Source organism: Agrobacterium sp. RC10-4-1 (assembly GCF_014138475.1).
GTDB classification, from domain to species: Bacteria; Pseudomonadota; Alphaproteobacteria; order Rhizobiales; family Rhizobiaceae; genus Agrobacterium; species Agrobacterium pusense.
This window is the reverse complement of sequence record NZ_JACJIT010000009.1, coordinates 121834-137077: the sequence shown is the minus strand read 5'-3', so window position 1 is coordinate 137077 and position 15244 is coordinate 121834. Positions and strand designations below refer to the sequence as shown.

At 60.5% G+C, this 15244-nt stretch carries 13 protein-coding genes; 1 reads left to right on the top strand and 12 read right to left on the bottom strand.

What is annotated here, in order from left to right:
• Window positions 1-130: 130 nt before the first annotated feature.
• From FHW77_RS22700 to FHW77_RS22665, 8 genes are all read right to left on the bottom strand, one after another.
• Window positions 131-1783: an OFA family MFS transporter gene (locus tag FHW77_RS22700; RefSeq protein ID WP_004444565.1), complete on the bottom strand. Its 1653-nt coding sequence runs from the start codon at window positions 1781-1783 to the stop codon at window positions 131-133.
• A 115-nt stretch (window positions 1784-1898) separates the two neighbouring features.
• On the bottom strand, window positions 1899-2243 hold the full coding sequence (locus FHW77_RS22695; RefSeq protein ID WP_004444566.1) for a formate dehydrogenase subunit delta: 345 nt from the start codon (window positions 2241-2243) through the stop codon (window positions 1899-1901).
• Window positions 2244-2313: 70 nt separating this feature from the next.
• Window positions 2314-5196, bottom strand: coding sequence for a formate dehydrogenase subunit alpha (fdhF, locus tag FHW77_RS22690; RefSeq protein ID WP_182590731.1), 2883 nt, complete (start codon window positions 5194-5196; stop codon window positions 2314-2316).
• A 4-nt stretch (window positions 5197-5200) separates the two neighbouring features.
• Entirely contained in the window at window positions 5201-6757 is a 1557-nt protein-coding gene (locus tag FHW77_RS22685; RefSeq protein ID WP_182590730.1) for a formate dehydrogenase beta subunit, read from the bottom strand.
• Entirely contained in the window at window positions 6754-7233 is a 480-nt protein-coding gene (locus FHW77_RS22680) for a formate dehydrogenase subunit gamma (RefSeq protein WP_037092937.1), read from the bottom strand. The genes FHW77_RS22685 and FHW77_RS22680 overlap by 4 nt, the downstream gene beginning before the upstream one ends.
• Window positions 7234-7347: 114 nt before the next feature.
• Window positions 7348-8271: a LysR family transcriptional regulator gene (locus FHW77_RS22675; protein ID WP_182590729.1), complete on the bottom strand. Its 924-nt coding sequence runs from the start codon at window positions 8269-8271 to the stop codon at window positions 7348-7350.
• A gap of 100 nt (window positions 8272-8371) precedes the next feature.
• Entirely contained in the window at window positions 8372-9094 is a 723-nt protein-coding gene (locus tag FHW77_RS22670) for an aspartate/glutamate racemase family protein (RefSeq protein ID WP_112552812.1), read from the bottom strand.
• A 21-nt stretch (window positions 9095-9115) separates the two neighbouring features.
• On the bottom strand, window positions 9116-9745 hold the full coding sequence (locus tag FHW77_RS22665) for a flavin reductase family protein (RefSeq protein ID WP_022563864.1): 630 nt from the start codon (window positions 9743-9745) through the stop codon (window positions 9116-9118).
• A gap of 129 nt (window positions 9746-9874) precedes the next feature.
• On the opposite strand from FHW77_RS22665, the gene FHW77_RS22660 reads away from it, so the two are divergent.
• Window positions 9875-10552, top strand: a complete 678-nt coding sequence (locus FHW77_RS22660) for a GntR family transcriptional regulator (protein WP_006700316.1) — start codon at window positions 9875-9877, stop codon at window positions 10550-10552.
• Between the two features lie 9 nt (window positions 10553-10561).
• On the opposite strand, the gene FHW77_RS22655 is transcribed toward FHW77_RS22660, so the two are convergent.
• The 4 genes from FHW77_RS22655 to FHW77_RS22640 are packed head-to-tail and all read right to left on the bottom strand — an operon-like array spanning window position 10562 to window position 15243.
• The gene (locus FHW77_RS22655; protein ID WP_182590728.1) at window positions 10562-11584 is read right to left on the bottom strand and encodes an ABC transporter ATP-binding protein; all 1023 of its coding nucleotides are present in this window, start codon (window positions 11582-11584) and stop codon (window positions 10562-10564) included.
• A complete protein-coding gene (locus FHW77_RS22650; RefSeq protein WP_182590727.1) occupies window positions 11581-12564 on the bottom strand; it encodes an ABC transporter ATP-binding protein in 984 nt (327 codons plus the stop codon). The genes FHW77_RS22655 and FHW77_RS22650 overlap by 4 nt, the downstream gene beginning before the upstream one ends.
• A complete protein-coding gene (locus tag FHW77_RS22645) occupies window positions 12557-14050 on the bottom strand; it encodes an amidohydrolase family protein (RefSeq protein ID WP_182590726.1) in 1494 nt (497 codons plus the stop codon). Before FHW77_RS22645 ends, FHW77_RS22650 begins: the two co-directional genes overlap by 8 nt.
• Entirely contained in the window at window positions 14050-15243 is a 1194-nt protein-coding gene (locus FHW77_RS22640; protein ID WP_064264182.1) for an amidohydrolase family protein, read from the bottom strand. The genes FHW77_RS22645 and FHW77_RS22640 overlap by 1 nt, the downstream gene beginning before the upstream one ends.
• Between the last annotated feature and the right edge of the window lies 1 nt (window position 15244).

The window sequence follows — 15244 nt, the reverse complement described above, 5'->3', positions numbered from 1 at the left end:
CCGCACCGTCCAGCTGCAAATGACGCAAATGACGGGGCGCGGTTCATCTGACGTGATCCGAACCGCGCCGCCTCGCCTTGATTGATCATGTGCCGGCCAAGAGCCGGCACATGAGTTTTTGCCAGAACGCCTAGCCGAATAGCGCCAGACTGCTTTTTACCGTGACCCACACGCCCCAGAGAAGCGGAATACCAACCGCAGCCCAGGCAAGAGCGGCCTTGGCGTCCAGTCCACCGCGACCGATCCCGAAGGAGCCTGTCGGCCCGGCATTCGCGGCCGCGGTTTTCGCCTGAAGCGCCGCCACCTCCGAATCCGACATGAACCATTTGTCCGAGAGCGGCCGCACGAAGGCGTTGGCCACGAGGCCGATCGCCAGCATGCCTGCCAGAATATACATGGTGCTTGTGTAGAGTGCGGGTCCGGGTGCCACGCCCGCCGCGATCTGTGCCTCGCGGATGTAATTGACGACGACGGGACCGGCGATGCCGGCAGTCGCCCATGCCGTCAGGAGACGGCCGTGGATTGCGCCGACGAACTGCGTGCCAAAGATGTCCGCAAGATAGGCCGGGATGGTGGCGAAACCGCCGCCATACATGGACAGGATGATACCGAAGGCGAGAACGAAAAGCGCCTTGTTGCCCATCGTCGCAAGCGTCGGCGCCAGCGCGTAAAGAATGATGCCGAGAATGAAGAAGCAGAAATAAGTGTTCTTGCGGCCGATCTTGTCGGACATGGAGGCCCAGAAGAAACGGCCGCCAATGTTAAAGAGCGAAAGAAGGCCGGTGAAGCCGGCAGCAATCGCCGCAATCTGCGCCTTCTGGCCGGCATCGAGATCAGCAAAACCGACACCCGGAAGGCCGATCAGAGAACCCGCAAAAATTTCCTGCAGCATCGGAGAGGCCATGCCGATGACACCGATGCCGGCCGAAACATTCAGGCAGAGCACCGCCCAGATCAGCCAGAACTGTTTCGTCTTATGCGCGTCGCGCAGATGGACGTGTCGCGTGGTGATCATCGCGCTTTTGGCCGCCGGCGCCGTCCAGCCTTCCGGGCGCCAGCCTGCAGGCGGAATGCGATATCCGAAGGCGCCGGCCATCATGAAGACGAAGTATATCAACGCCATGACGACGAAGGTCTGCCAGACGCCGACAGAGGTTTCAGTCTTGAAGGTATTCATCAGCAGGTTAGCGAGTGGCGCACCGATCATCGCGCCACCGCCGAAACCCATGATGGCCATGCCCGTGGCCATGCCGCGACGATCCGGGAACCATTTGATCAGGGTCGAGACCGGCGAAATATAACCGAGGCCAAGGCCAACGCCGCCAATGACGCCGGCACCCAGCCACATCAGCCACAATTGGTGGGTCATGACGCCAACGGCTGCCACCAGAATGCCGCCGCACCAGCAGCAGGCGGAAACGAAGCCCGCCTTGCGCGGTCCCACCCGTTCCAGCCAGCCGCCCCAGATAGCCGCCGAGCAGCCGAGAAGCACGAAGAAAAGCGTATAGATCCATCCAAGATCAGCCACACGCCAATTGCATTCGGTGGTAAACAGTGCGCCGACCAGCGTGAGGCTGGAGCAGCTCGGATCCGTCGCTGGCAACGCTTTCGACAGCGGCAGCCAAAATACGCTAAAGCCATAGGCCATGCCTATGCACAAATGAATGGCAAGCGCTGCCGGCGGCACCAGCCAGCGATTGAAACCCGGTCTTGCGATTATTCGTTCGCGGTCCAAAAACCCGGCTTGCGCCGCCTCTCCCGCCGTTGCGCCTGCTACTGCCATTGACACTACCTCCCTCGTGAATGTCTGGACATCTTTCATTCGCCCCGCCAGGCGAATAGCGATGCCGCCGAACGTCCTCCCATGCGGCGACAAGCTTCATTCATTTCCGCACGGGTCAGACGCGCGTTGTTTCGGGCACGCTCGGTTCCGAAAGGGATTCTCCCGCAATCGGTCCCTTGCCGCCCGGTGCGCCCTTCGCGTCTTCGCCCAGCCCGACGGCATCTGCCGCTGGCGCGTCTGGCCTTCTGATCTCTCTGGATGCGGCAATCACGAGTGGCAGAAAATCACCGGCACCGGCGTCCACCATCTCAAAGAAGCGCCGCCGCATGCGCGGTTCCCAGAACTTGTTGATATGGGTGGCAACACCATCGATACGGATATCTTCCGGCTGTGACAGAAAAAACGTCGCAATCTGGTTCGCCATCCTCACCAGCTTTTCGTCCGTGTGATTGAGTAACATGATCCACTCCCGCGCCAGTTCACGTCCCGACGCCACATGATGAGAAGGCCGGGACAAGCCCGGCCCCCGATTATTCCGCAGCTTCCAGCTTGCCCGCGATGCGGCGGGACTGACGCGAAAGCGCATCATATTCTTCCTGCCATTCCGTCGGCCCGTTGGAGGGAGAGACCTGAACCGCCGTTACCTTGTATTCCGGGCAGTTGGTCGCCCAGTCGGAAAAGTCTGTCGTGATGACGTTCGCCTGCGTGCCGGGGTGATGGAAGGTCGTATAGACCACGCCCGGCGCCACACGATCCGTAATCAGCGCTCTCAGCGTCGTGTCGCCCGACCGGCTGACGAGCTTGATCCAGTCGCCGTCCTTTACACCACGCTGTTCGGCATCGTGCGGATGAATTTCCAGACGATCCTCCTCGTGCCAGACGACGTTTTCGGTGCGCCGTGTCTGCGCCCCGACATTGTATTGCGACAGGATACGACCGGTGGTGAGCAGCAGCGGGAAACGCGGACCGGTGCGTTCGTCCGTCGCCACATATTCCGTGCGGATGAACTTGCCCTTGCCGCGCACGAAGCCGTCCACATGCATGATCGGCGAACCCTCTGGGAATTTTTCGTTGCAGGGCCACTGCACCGAGCCCTTCTCTTCGAGGTAAGCATAGGAAACGCTGGCAAAACTTGGCGTCGTTGCCGCTATTTCGTCCATGATCTCGGAGGGATGGGTGTAGTCCCACGAAAGACCCATGGCCTGTGCCAGCTTCTGGGTTACTTCCCAGTCGGCATAACCGTTCTTCGGTGACATGACCTTGCGCACGCGGTTGATGCGACGCTCGGCATTGGTGAAGGTGCCGTCTTTTTCGAGGAAAGTGGAACCCGGCAGGAACACATGCGCGTAATTCGCCGTCTCGTTCAGGAAGAGATCGTGCACCACGACACATTCCATGGCGGCAAGGCCGGCGGAAACGTGCTTGGTATCGGGGTCCGACTGGAGAATGTCCTCGCCCTGAATATAGATGCCCTTGAAACTGCCATCGACAGCGGCATCCAGCATGTTGGGGATGCGCAGCCCCGGTTCGTTGTTGAGCTTCACGCCCCAGAGTTTCTCGAACACATCGCGTGTCGCATCATCGGAGATATGGCGATAGCCCGGTAGCTCGTGCGGGAAAGACCCCATATCGCAGGATCCCTGCACATTGTTCTGACCGCGCAGCGGATTGACGCCCACCCCGGGACGGCCGATGTTGCCGGTCGCCATGGCAAGATTGGCAATCGCCATGACGGTCGTTGAACCCTGGCTGTGTTCGGTAACGCCAAGACCGTAATAGATCGCGCCATTGCCACCCTTGGCATAAAGCCGGGCCGCGCCGCGCAGATCTTCCGCGGGAACACCGGTGAAACGTTCCGTCTCTTCCGGGCTGTGCTGCGGCTCGGCAACGAAGGCAGCCCAGTCCTCGAATTCCGACCAGTCGCAGCGCTCGCGAATGAATGCCTCGTTGAACAGCCCTTCGGTGACGATCACATGCGCCAGTGCCGTGAGCACCGCAACGTTGGTTCCCGGCAGCAGCGGCAGGTGGAAAGCGGCCTCCACATGTGGCGTGCGCACAAGATCGATACGGCGCGGATCGATGACGATCAGCTTTGCGCCCTGACGTAGCTGCTTCTTCAGTCGCGAACCGAAAACCGGATGGCCGTCGGTCGGATTGGCGCCGATGACAAGCACGACATCGGAATGCTCCACGCTGTCGAAATTCTGCGTGCCGGCAGATGTGCCGAAGGCCTGGCCAAGACCATAACCCGTGGGCGAATGGCAGACGCGGGCGCAGGTATCAACGTTATTGTTGCCAAAACCGGCGCGAATGAGTTTCTGGACGAGGAATGTTTCCTCATTCGTGCAGCGGGACGAGGTGATGCCGCCAATGGACTCTTTCCCATAGGTGCCCTGGATACGCCGGAACTCGGACGCAACGTGGGAGAAGGCTTCCTCCCAGGTGACTTCCCGCCACGGATCGCTGATCTTTTCGCGAATCATCGGATTGAGGATACGATCTCTGTGGGTCGCATATCCGTAAGCGAAGCGGCCCTTGACGCAGGAATGGCCACGGTTTGCCTGTCCATCCTTCCACGGCACCATGCGCACCAGCTCTTCACCACGCATTTCCGCCTTGAAGGAGCAACCGACGCCGCAATAGGCGCAGGTGGTCACCATCGAATGTTCCGGCTGGCCAATCTCGATCACCGATTTTTCGGTGAGCGTCGCGGTCGGACAGGCCTGCACGCAGGCACCGCAGGACACGCAGTCGGAATCGAGGAATGCCTCGTGCGCGCCGGGCGATACCCTGCTTTCAAAACCGCGGCCTTCGATCGTGAGCGCGAAGGTGCCCTGCACTTCCTCGCAGGCGCGCACGCAACGGGAACAGACGATGCATTTGGAAGGATCATAGGTGAAATAGGGATTGCTTTCGTCCTTCGGCATCCAGCGAGCATTACGATCGCCCTCCCCGGTGCGGGCCTTGACGTGATTGTCGCCCTCGTAACCATAACGCACATCGCGAAGGCCCACCGCTCCCGCCATATCCTGCAATTCACAATCGCCATTGGCGGCGCAGGTCAGGCAGTCGAGCGGGTGATCGGAGATATAAAGCTCCATCACGCCCTTGCGGATCTGCTTCAGCCGCTCCGTCTGCGTATGCACGACGAGACCGGCGGCAACAGGCGTGGTGCAGGAGGCGGGCGTGCCGTTGCGGCCCTCCACCTCGATAAGACAGAGCCGGCACGAGCCGAAGGCATCCACCATGTCGGTGGCGCAGAGTTTCGGCACATCGATGCCCGCTTCGCGCGAGGCGCGCATGATCGAGGTTCCAGCGGGAACAGTCACCTGGCGACCGTCGATTGTGAGCGTTACCATGTCCGTAGCGTTGGACTTGGGGGTGCCGTAGTCGAATTCAGTTACAAGGGCCATGGTCTTACTCCGCCGCTTCAACACGTGGGATGGGGGCAAAATCAGCAGGGAAATGCCGGAGCGCGCTCATGACGGGATAGGGCGTGAAACCGCCCAGCGCACAGAGCGAACCGAATTTCATGGTTTCGCAGAGGTCTTCCAGCAACGCCGTGTTTTTCTCCCGCTCGATTCCGAGCGCGATCTTGTCCACCGTCTCGACACCGCGTGTCGAGCCGATGCGACAGGGCGTGCACTTGCCGCAACTTTCGACGGCGCAGAATTCCAGCGCAAACCGGGCCTGATGCAGCATGTCTGCCGTATCATCGAACACCACGATGCCCGCATGGCCTATCAGGCCACCAGCCGCCGTAAACGCCTCGTAGTCAAAGACCGTGTCGAACAGCGACACCGGGAAATAAGCACCGAGAGGGCCACCCACCTGCACCGCCTTGACGGGACGGCCGGTGATCGTGCCGCCGCCGATATCGTTCACAAGCTGCCCGAGCGTCAGACCGAAGGCGGTTTCGTAAAGCCCACCATGCTTGAGGTTGCCAGCAAGCTGGATCGGGATGGTGCCGTGCGAGCGGCCGACGCCGAAATCGCGATAGAAAGCTGCGCCACGATCCATGATGACCGGAATGGAAGCGAGCGAAATCACGTTGTTCACGACGGTCGGCTTGCCGAACAGGCCCTGCAGGGCGGGTAGCGGCGGCTTGGCGCGCACCGTTCCGCGTTTGCCTTCGAGGCTATTGAGAAGCGAGGTCTCCTCGCCACAGACATAGGCGCCGGCGCCCATGCGCACTTCCATGTCGAAAGCGCGGCCTGACCCGAGGACGGAGGACCCAAGAACACCCTCACGCCTTGCGATTTCGATCGCCTTTTCCATGGCCCTGATGGCGTAGGGATATTCCGAGCGGGTATAGATGAAGCCCTTGGTCGCGCCGACGGCGAGGCCGGCAATCGCCATGCCTTCGATCAGCACGAAGGGGTCGCCTTCCATGATCATCCGGTCGGCGAAAGTGCCGCTGTCGCCCTCATCCGCATTGCAGACGATGTATTTCTGGTCCGCCACCGCATCGGCAACGGTCTTCCATTTGATGCCGGTGGGGAAACCAGCGCCGCCGCGTCCGCGCAGGCCGCTCTGGGTCACCTCCGCGACGATATCCAACGGGGCCATCGCAACAGCTTTTTCAAGACCCTTCATGCCCTGATAGGTGCGGTAATCCTCCAGCGACAATGGATCGGTGACGCCACATCGAGCAAATGTCAGACGCGTCTGGCTTTTCAGGAACGGAATGTCCTTTGTCAGCCCGAGACAGAGGCGATGGGCCCCACCGGTCAGAAAATCTGCGTCAAAAAGTGAGGCGACGTCGCTTGCCTTGACGGGGCCATAGGCGATACGGCCATGCTCGGTGCGCACTTCAACCAGCACTTCAAGCCAGAGCATGCCGCGCGAGCCGTTGCGCACAATCTCGACCTCAAGGTTTCGGCCAGCGGCCTCACGGGCGATGGCATCGGCAACGCGGTTTGCGCCAACGGCAAGAGCGGCGGAATCGCCGGGAACAAAAACGGTGACACTCATCGGCGTGCCTCCGCCAGAATCTCGACAAGACAGTCCTCATCAAGACGGGCATGGACTTCGCCATCCAGCATCAGGGCCGGTGCCTGAGCGCAGAGCCCGAGACAGAAGACCGGCTCAAGCGTGACGGAACCGTCAGGCGCGGTTTCGTGCCAGTCGAGGCCGAGGCGGCTCTTGATGGTTTGCGCAAGAGGCTCGCCACCCATCGACTGGCAAGCCTCGGCGCGACAGAGCTTTAAGACATGGCGACCATGCGGATGATCCCGGAAATCGGGGTAGAAGGTGACGACGCCATGAACCTCGGCGCGCGATATGTTCAGCGCGGATGCGATGATCTGCTTGGCGCTTTCCGGGATATAGCCGAATTCTTCCTGCATTGCGTGCAGGATGGGCAGCAAAGGCCCCTCCAGATGGAGAAATTCATCAATGATGGCGGAAACACGCGCCGCCTCATCTACGGCAACCGCTCGAATATTCATAAGCCAGTCCTCCCAAACCGACAGGGGCAGGGATAACGAGCGGGATATAGTCAATCCTTTCGCAGCCCTGCGGTGCTTGAAAGAATGTCGAGATCGGCGGGATCAGGTCAATAATCAGTTTCCGTCATTTGATAGGAAATTCCTATCAAATGCCTTCTCGGTGGCCCTTTGGCGAGCCTCGTGAAGCAGCGCGGAGACAAGCGGAGTGTGTGGTTCCCGGTGGGTGGCAATCAGGCCCACGAGGTGTTCGGGGTCCGGATCGGTAATCGGGATTATCCTGATCTGCTTAGGAAAACCGAACGATTCCGCGAGGTTGCGCGGCATTATTGAAGCCCATTGTCCGGTGCGGATATGAGAAAAAAGCACGATCATCGAGTTGGATTCGAGCGTCGGCTTGGCCTCGACGCCAGCTTCGGCCATGTGCCGGTTGATGATGCGCCTGTTCTGCATGTCCGGAGTTAATAGACAAAGCCTAAGACTGGAAACCTGTTGCCAGGTAACGCTTTCCTGATCAGCGAGCGGCGTTCCGGCAGCTGCGATCAGGTGATAACGCTCGGAATAGAGCGGCACGGTGGTCACGCGTCCGAGCGGCTCATTGTCGAGGTAACTGATTCCCGCGTCGATCTCGAGGTTTTCAATCTGGCTCAAAACCTGCAGCGAGGTGCGGGACGTGACTGAAAAGGTCACATCGGGATGGCGCGCCTGGAAGGATTCGGTCAATCGCGGCACCATGGCAAGCGCGGTCGGAATGACGGCCAGACGTATATGTCCGGCCAGGCCCTTACGGGCCGCGCGCATTTCCTCACGCATGGTGCGTGTATCGCCAACGATACGACGCGCCCATTCAAGCACACGCTGGCCTTCCGGCGTCAGCCCCTGATACCGCGCTGAACGCACCACGAGAACGACGCCCAACTGATCCTCCAACTGCCGGATTGCCGCCGACAGGCTGGGCTGGGAGACACCACATTCCTCCGCCGCCCGGCCGAAATGTTCAGCCCGCGCCAATGCAATGAAAAATTCCAGCTTGTCGATCATACGCTCTCCCCCGCGGCGCGCCCGCTTGACCGGTGTGCGCGGGAGAACACTAGAACGTGGCGCGAGCGCCCGCAAATGGCCGCGGGCATTTTCCTGCAAACTAGGCGCAGGCGACGAGGGCCGGCCCCTTCACCCGCGGATAGTCGTAAGCATTGACCTTCGAGGTATTGTAACCGGCGCCAACAAGAGCTTCGGCAAGCTTGATCGCTGCCGTCACGCCATCGATGACCGGAACACCTGTGGCGTCGCGCAGCCGATCGCAGAGCGAGGACATGCCCGCGCAGCCGAGAATGATCGCTTCTGCCGCATCCTCCCGCTTGGCGACCTCGATTTCGCGACGAAGCAGGGCTTCCGCGACCTCCGGGTCTTCTTCAAGGCCAAGAACCGGCAGGTTGATTGCCCGGACCTTCCGGCAATGCCGTTGCGCGCCGTAATCCTCCACCAGATCTTCGATGATCGCGATGGAACGCGGCAGCGTCGTGATGATCGAGAAGCGGCGGCTGATCGTCATCGCCACCTGCACGGCGGCCTGGCAGATGCCGATGACGGGTCCCCGCGCCACTTCGCGTGCGGCGTGAAGTCCGGGATCGTCGAAACAGGCGATCACATAGGCATCCACGCCCTGCGCCTCACCCTTGCGGATTTCCGCGAGCAGCCCGGGAAGGGCCATGGCCTCATCCGCCTGCCCTTCGATGCTGACGGGGGTATCGTCAGGATTTGCCGCGGAGACGTGGGTCTCCTTCTGCTTGACCCTTAGCGCGCTATCGAGAGCCTGCGCGGTCATGGAGGCGGTGGAATTGGGATTGATCAAACGAATATGCATCGCACGCATCCTGAAAAGCTGTCACTTGCCGTCAGGCGCGGTGAAATCGGTGATTGGTGGCGCCTTCAAAACAAACTGGCGGTCCGAGGTAATGTAGTTGTCGGCGTGAAGCCGGGCGATCGGCTGGTAGCGATCGGCATCGACATAACGTCCCTCCTCATCGAGGCATTCGTTATGGACATGCATATGAACCACTTCGCCCAGCACCAGCGTGCGGCGGGGGTAATCGATCAGTCGCTCCACCCGGCACTCGAAGGCGCAGGGCGATTGCGCCGCATAACTCGCATCGATCTTGCTGCAGGGCATGGCCGTAAGCTTGGCCATCGACATCTCGTCAACTTCATTGTCGAAGCCGAGACCGCAGATCAGCATCTGCTCCGAAAGCGACATATCGACCATATTGACCACGAACTCGCCAGTGCGGCGGATATTCACCATCGTATCCTTTTCCTCGCCGCTCACCTTCGGCTGGATGCCGAGGACCACGATGGGCGGATCATGTGAAAAGACGTTGAAGAAGCTCATCGGCGCTGCATTGTTATGGCCCGCTTCCGAGCGGGTCGTCACGAGTGCGATCGGCCGCGGACCGATAAAATTCGTCAGAAGGCGGTAGCGGCTCTGGGGCTCAAGCGCGCTGAAATCGAATTCCATGATCGGCATCCTAATTTAGTCTACAATTATCTCTCATATTGTTGACAATGTTGCAACCAAAATCCCGTTGATACGGTTGACTTTTTCATTCACATCACGCTTCTCTAGGACGATTGGGGAGTATGTCGAATGAGCGAGCAGGCCGGCCCGTCCACGCAGCAGATTGTCGAGAAAGTATGGCTTTCGATCGCCGAACGCCGGCTGCGTCCGGGTGTGCAGCTGAAAGAAGAGCAACTGGCGACAATCTTTGGCGTCAGCCGTGCCAGAATCCGCCAGGCCTTGTCCGTTCTCGAACGTGACGGACTGGTGACCATCGTTCCCAATCGCGGTGCTTTCGTCTCCAAACCGTCGGTCGAGGAAGCCCGCGACGTCTTCTTCGTGCGCCGTACCGTCGAGCAATGCGTTGTCGAAAGACTTTGCAAATCCGCCACCAAGACCGATCTCAAAAAGCTACGCGACCACGTGGCCAAAGAGCGCGTGGCCAATGCCAAAAACGTCACGACCGACATCATCAAGCTTTCCGGCGGGTTCCACCTTCTGCTTGCGGAAACGCTCGGTTCTGATTTCCTCTTTACCACCATGCGCGACCTCATTTCCCGCTCGTCGCTGATAACAGCCGTTTACCGTAACACGGATCGCTTCAACTGCGGCCCGGACGAACATGCGGAAATCGTCGATGCGATCGCCAACAATGATCCGTCGCGCGCCATCCACCTGATGACCCACCACCTTGAGCATGTGGAAGCGGAGCTCGATCTCAGCGAAATCCGCGACCTTTCCCACGACCTGCGCGCCGCGCTCGGCTGATTTTTCGGCTCAGGCGCGATGTCGCTCGCCCGCCCATTGCGTGTCATCTTCGACCAGATGACAGGCAACCCGCGTGCCGTTGGCAAGGCTCTTCACCTTAGGCACTTCTGCCGAACATTGCGCCGTTGCGAGCGGACAACGCGGGTGAAACGCGCAACCCGAAGGCGGCTTCAGAGGGCTTGGCACTTCACCGGCAACAATCTCCCGGTCCCGCTGCGGCGCCTTGATATTGGGGATCGTCTGGAGAAGCAGCCGTGTATAGGGATGGCGCGGATTGGCGAAAAGCTCTTCCGTATCCCCCTCCTCCACAATCCGGCCGAGATACATCACCGCGATACGGTCTGACATGTGACGAACAACGCTCATGTCGTGGCTGATGAAGAGATAGGTGAGGCCGAGTTCATCCTGCAGGCGGCGCATGAGGTTCAGCACCTGCGCCTGCACCGAAACGTCGAGCGCCGATGTCGGCTCGTCGCAGACGAGGAATTCCGGTTCGCTTGCCAATGCACGGGCAATGGAGATGCGCTGGCGTTGACCGCCGGAAAATTCATGCGGAAACTTTTCGCCGTCAGAGGCCGACAGCCCCACAGTCTTCAGAAGCTCCTCCACCCTATCCATCGTCTCAGCCTTGGTCGCGCGCAGCTTCAATTCGCGGATCGGTTCGGCGATGATGTTCTTCACCCGCCAGCGCGGATTGAGCGAGGCATAGGGATCCTGAAAGATCATCTGCGCCGACAGGGGTTTGCCCCTGCCGCCCGCCGCGAATTGAAACTCGCCGGCACTTGGCCGGAAAAGCCCTGTCACCAGGCGGGCAACAGTCGATTTGCCGCAGCCGCTTTCACCGACGATACTGAGACAGCCGCCGGCCGGAACGGTAAAATCGATATCGTTGACGGCCTGCACGAACTGCCGGGGTTTGCGCTCGATGATGCGATTGAGCAGCGGGGCCGAAACGTCGAAGGTTTTCGTCAGGCCCTTCACCGTCAAGGCCGGCTTGTTCTGTGCGGCTTTTCGAGATGCGGATTGTGTCATGCTGTGCCTCCTGCATTCAGCCAGCACGCACTGGCGCCGTTGCCGACGGTTTCGAGTTCAGGCCTTTCCCGCCGACAGCGCGGCCCGGCGAATCCACAGCGTGGATTAAACGCGCATCCGGGCGGGATCGCGTCGAGACGCGGCATCGCGCCGTCGATCTGGTTCAGCCGCTCCACCCGTGCGCCAAGTGACGGGATGGAGGCCATCAGGCCCTGCGTATAGGGGTGGCGCGGTTCGTGCAGCACTTGCTCGACCGGGCCCACCTCGATCAGCCGGCCGGCATAAAGCACCGCCACACGGTCGGCAGCCTCGGCAATGACGCCCATGTCGTGGGTGACGAGCATGACCGCCGTCTGCTTTTCCTTGCACAGCCGCCGCAGCAGGGAAATGATCTGGGCCTGGATCGAGACATCGAGCGCCGTCGTCGGCTCATCGGCAATGATGAGTTTCGGAGAGGCGGCGAGCGCCAGCGCAATGACGACACGCTGGCGCATGCCGCCAGAAAATTGGTGCGGATAATGGTCGACACGATCCGCAGGTGATGGAATGCCGACATCCTTCAACAGTTGAACGGCCCGTGCGCGTGCATCCGCTTTCGACAGCGGCAGGTGCTGGCGGATCGTCTCGACAAGCTGCGCGCCGACCGTGAACAGCGGATTGAGCGAGGTCAGCGGGTCCTGAAAGATCGCACCGATCTCACGACCGCGAATGCTTTCCATCGCCCGGTCATCGAGCTGATCGATACGGCGCGACCCGAGCCATATTTCGCCATCGGCAATGTGGCCGGGTTTCTCGAGCAGGCCCTGTATGGCAAGGCCAGTCATGGATTTGCCGGCACCGGATTCACCGACAACACCCAGAATTTCACCGGGCCGGATCGAAAGGCTGATATCGGAAAGCGCAGTAACGGTGCCTCGACGGCCGGGAAACTCGACCTTGAGATTGCGGACATCGATAACCGATTGGTTTATGTCAACCATGCTGGGCGACCTCCACCGGATAGCTCGGAGGGAAGATTTCGGAGACGGGCGGATTTGCCCAGCTCCGTTCGGGATATTTTGCAATCAGGCGATCGAACTGCGCCTGCGCCTGTTCACGGGCACGCCGCATGTCGATACGGGCGACCTGCCTTTCACGCATGGAAAGACGGCCGTCGACAAAAACGGCCCGCGTGACCTTGCCCGAACCGCCGGTCACCAGCGTGGTGATCGGATCGATGCTCGGCGCCATGACGGTATCGTCGAGGTCAAAGACGGCAATGTCTGCCCTTGCGCCCGGGGAAAGATGGCCAAGGTCAGATCGTCCAAGAGCCCGCGCGCCGCCAAGTGTGGCCGCATCGAAGAGATCGGCACAGCGGATCTGGTCCGGAGCACCGTCATTGATGCGGCAGGTGATCAGCCCTACGAGCAAATTCATCAGCATGTCCGCCGGGGCCGTATCCGTTCCCATCGCGATATTGATGCCGCGTTTGCGGCAGGAGGAGAAGGATGAGAGCGTGCTGCCACCACGGCTCGAAACCAGCGGACAGTGGACGATGGAGACGCCGTTTTCCGCATAGAGCACCAGATCTTCTTCCGTCGCATTGGTGGCGTGCGGGGCGATCAGCCTTTCGCTGAGCAGCCCGGCCTTGGCGAGCCAGACTGGCGCGGTCGAACCGTGGAGCTTGCGAACCGTATCGACCTCCATGACGCCCTGCGCCATATGGAGACGGAACTTGCAGCCGAGTTCGCGGGCCGCTGCGTCGGTGCGCTCAATCAGCGCCAGGGTGGAGGTTTCCACGCGGTCAGGCGCCAGCATGCCGCGCACCAGATCGCCGTGCCTTCCACTCTGCTTTTCGATGAAGGCGATCGCGTCGGCGAGGCCCTGAAAACCACGCTCCTCATCAAAAACAGGCACCATGCGGCCCGGTTCTTCCAGCACCATGCCGCCTGAACGGAAGGCGGGGCTGAGATAAACGCGCAAACCAAGTTCTCCGGCGGCATCGGCGGCCGCCTCGAATTCCGCCACGGTCTCCCCCCATTCGCGATAGAACAGCGAAGCGATGGGGGCTGCCGTGGTGATGCCATTGAGGAGCAACTGCCCGAAGGCGAAACGCTTCTGGAAGGCAAGCTCTTCCGGGGAATACATTTCGTAGGGACCAGCCTCGACATAGGAGCGCGGCCAGACACGACCCTTCGCCCAGCCCGGATGATGATCAATGCCGAGGATCGTCGTATCGAGATCGGAAAGCGCATCGAGATCGATCAGGCCGGGGCTGACGAGCGCATTGCCAAAATCGATACGCCGGGCGACCTCTCCGGGAAATTCATGCCCGACAAAGACGATTTCGCCGTTTTCGAAGACAACCTCGCCGTTTTTCAGAAGGCGGTGCGATCCGTCCTTGTGCCCGACAACCCAGCTGGCTGTGAGCAACGTCCGCCCTTGCGGCCTTTCGCCAAGTTGCAACGCATTGAGAACATCGCTCATCACGGCGCCTCCACGATGGCTTTGCCGTTTCTCGCCGTGACACGACCGCCTTTGACCACCAGCGGCCGCGGCGCGATATCGACAACAGCATGCGCCAGCGTTTCGCCGGTCAGCAGCGTGAAGTCGGCAGCACAGCCGATCTCCATGCCGTAATCCTCAAGACCCATGACATCGGCGCCACCCTTGGAAACGACATGGAGCACATGCGCAAGTTCGATATCCGAGCGCAGACCGTTTTTCATGCCGATGATCTTGGCGCGATCCAGCATGTCCGGCTGCCCCCACGGACCCCATGTGTCGCGGATGCCATCACAGCCGCCGCCAACGCGCACACCCGCCTCCTTGAGGCGCATGATCGACGGCACGCTTGCCGATGGCGCACCCGTGGTCAGGATGGCGACATCAAGCCGCGCAATCTCGTCGATCAGCCTGCCGACGCGCAGATAGTCGTTCATGCCAAGGGCAAAGGCGTGGCTGATAGCGACGTTGCCCTGCATGCCGTTCGCCCGGATGCGCTCGAAGATGAGCTCCATCGTGAAGGCGCCGAGGTCGGCGGCTTCGTGCAGATGAATATCGATCGGCACGCCGTGTTTTGTCGCCAGTTGAAAAAGAATGTCCAGCTGGCCCTTCGGATCGCGGTCAATTCCGCAGGGATCGATGCCGCCAAGCACCTCGCAGCCTTGCTTCAACGCCTCATCGAGAAGCTCCATCGCGCCGGGCATGACCATGACGCCGGATTGCGGGAAGGCGACGACCTCGATGTCGATGATGCCATTAAGCTTTTCCCGTGTTTCCCATATGCCCTCAACCAGTTTCAGGCCATGGGTGGGGTCGATATCGACATGGCTGCGAATATGGGTGCCGCCATTGGCCGCAAGGCCGATCGCATGGCGCATGGACTGGCGATGCGGATCGATGCCGATCTGAACGCGGTTCTCCCGCTCGAAATCGATCCGCTCGCGCAGGATGGCAGCACGATTGTTGACGTGCCAGGGCATGCCCCACGTCGTCTTGTCCAGATGCGTATGGGCATCGATAAGACCGGGAACGGCAATTGCTCCCTTGCCATCCTCAACCGGCATGCCGGGTTCGGCGTCAAATGTCCCGAAACCTGAAATCTTGCCGTTCCTGATCAAAATATCGCAGGCTTCGCCCGCCATGGGCCGTACGTTGCGCAGAAGAAGATCGTGCATG

Coding starts and splice junctions, on each gene's coding strand:
- FHW77_RS22700 (WP_004444565.1), bottom strand. CDS start 1,783: ATGGCAGTAGCAGGCGCAACGGCGGGAGAGGCGGCGCAAGCCGGGTTT.
- FHW77_RS22695 (WP_004444566.1), bottom strand. CDS start 2,243: ATGTTACTCAATCACACGGACGAAAAGCTGGTGAGGATGGCGAACCAG.
- fdhF (WP_182590731.1), bottom strand. CDS start 5,196: ATGGCCCTTGTAACTGAATTCGACTACGGCACCCCCAAGTCCAACGCT.
- FHW77_RS22685 (WP_182590730.1), bottom strand. CDS start 6,757: ATGAGTGTCACCGTTTTTGTTCCCGGCGATTCCGCCGCTCTTGCCGTT.
- FHW77_RS22680 (WP_037092937.1), bottom strand. CDS start 7,233: ATGAATATTCGAGCGGTTGCCGTAGATGAGGCGGCGCGTGTTTCCGCC.
- FHW77_RS22675 (WP_182590729.1), bottom strand. CDS start 8,271: ATGATCGACAAGCTGGAATTTTTCATTGCATTGGCGCGGGCTGAACAT.
- FHW77_RS22670 (WP_112552812.1), bottom strand. CDS start 9,094: ATGCATATTCGTTTGATCAATCCCAATTCCACCGCCTCCATGACCGCG.
- FHW77_RS22665 (WP_022563864.1), bottom strand. CDS start 9,745: ATGGAATTCGATTTCAGCGCGCTTGAGCCCCAGAGCCGCTACCGCCTT.
- FHW77_RS22660 (WP_006700316.1), top strand. CDS start 9,875: ATGAGCGAGCAGGCCGGCCCGTCCACGCAGCAGATTGTCGAGAAAGTA.
- FHW77_RS22655 (WP_182590728.1), bottom strand. CDS start 11,584: ATGACACAATCCGCATCTCGAAAAGCCGCACAGAACAAGCCGGCCTTG.
- FHW77_RS22650 (WP_182590727.1), bottom strand. CDS start 12,564: ATGGTTGACATAAACCAATCGGTTATCGATGTCCGCAATCTCAAGGTC.
- FHW77_RS22645 (WP_182590726.1), bottom strand. CDS start 14,050: ATGAGCGATGTTCTCAATGCGTTGCAACTTGGCGAAAGGCCGCAAGGG.
- FHW77_RS22640 (WP_064264182.1), bottom strand. CDS start 15,243: ATGCACGATCTTCTTCTGCGCAACGTACGGCCCATGGCGGGCGAAGCC.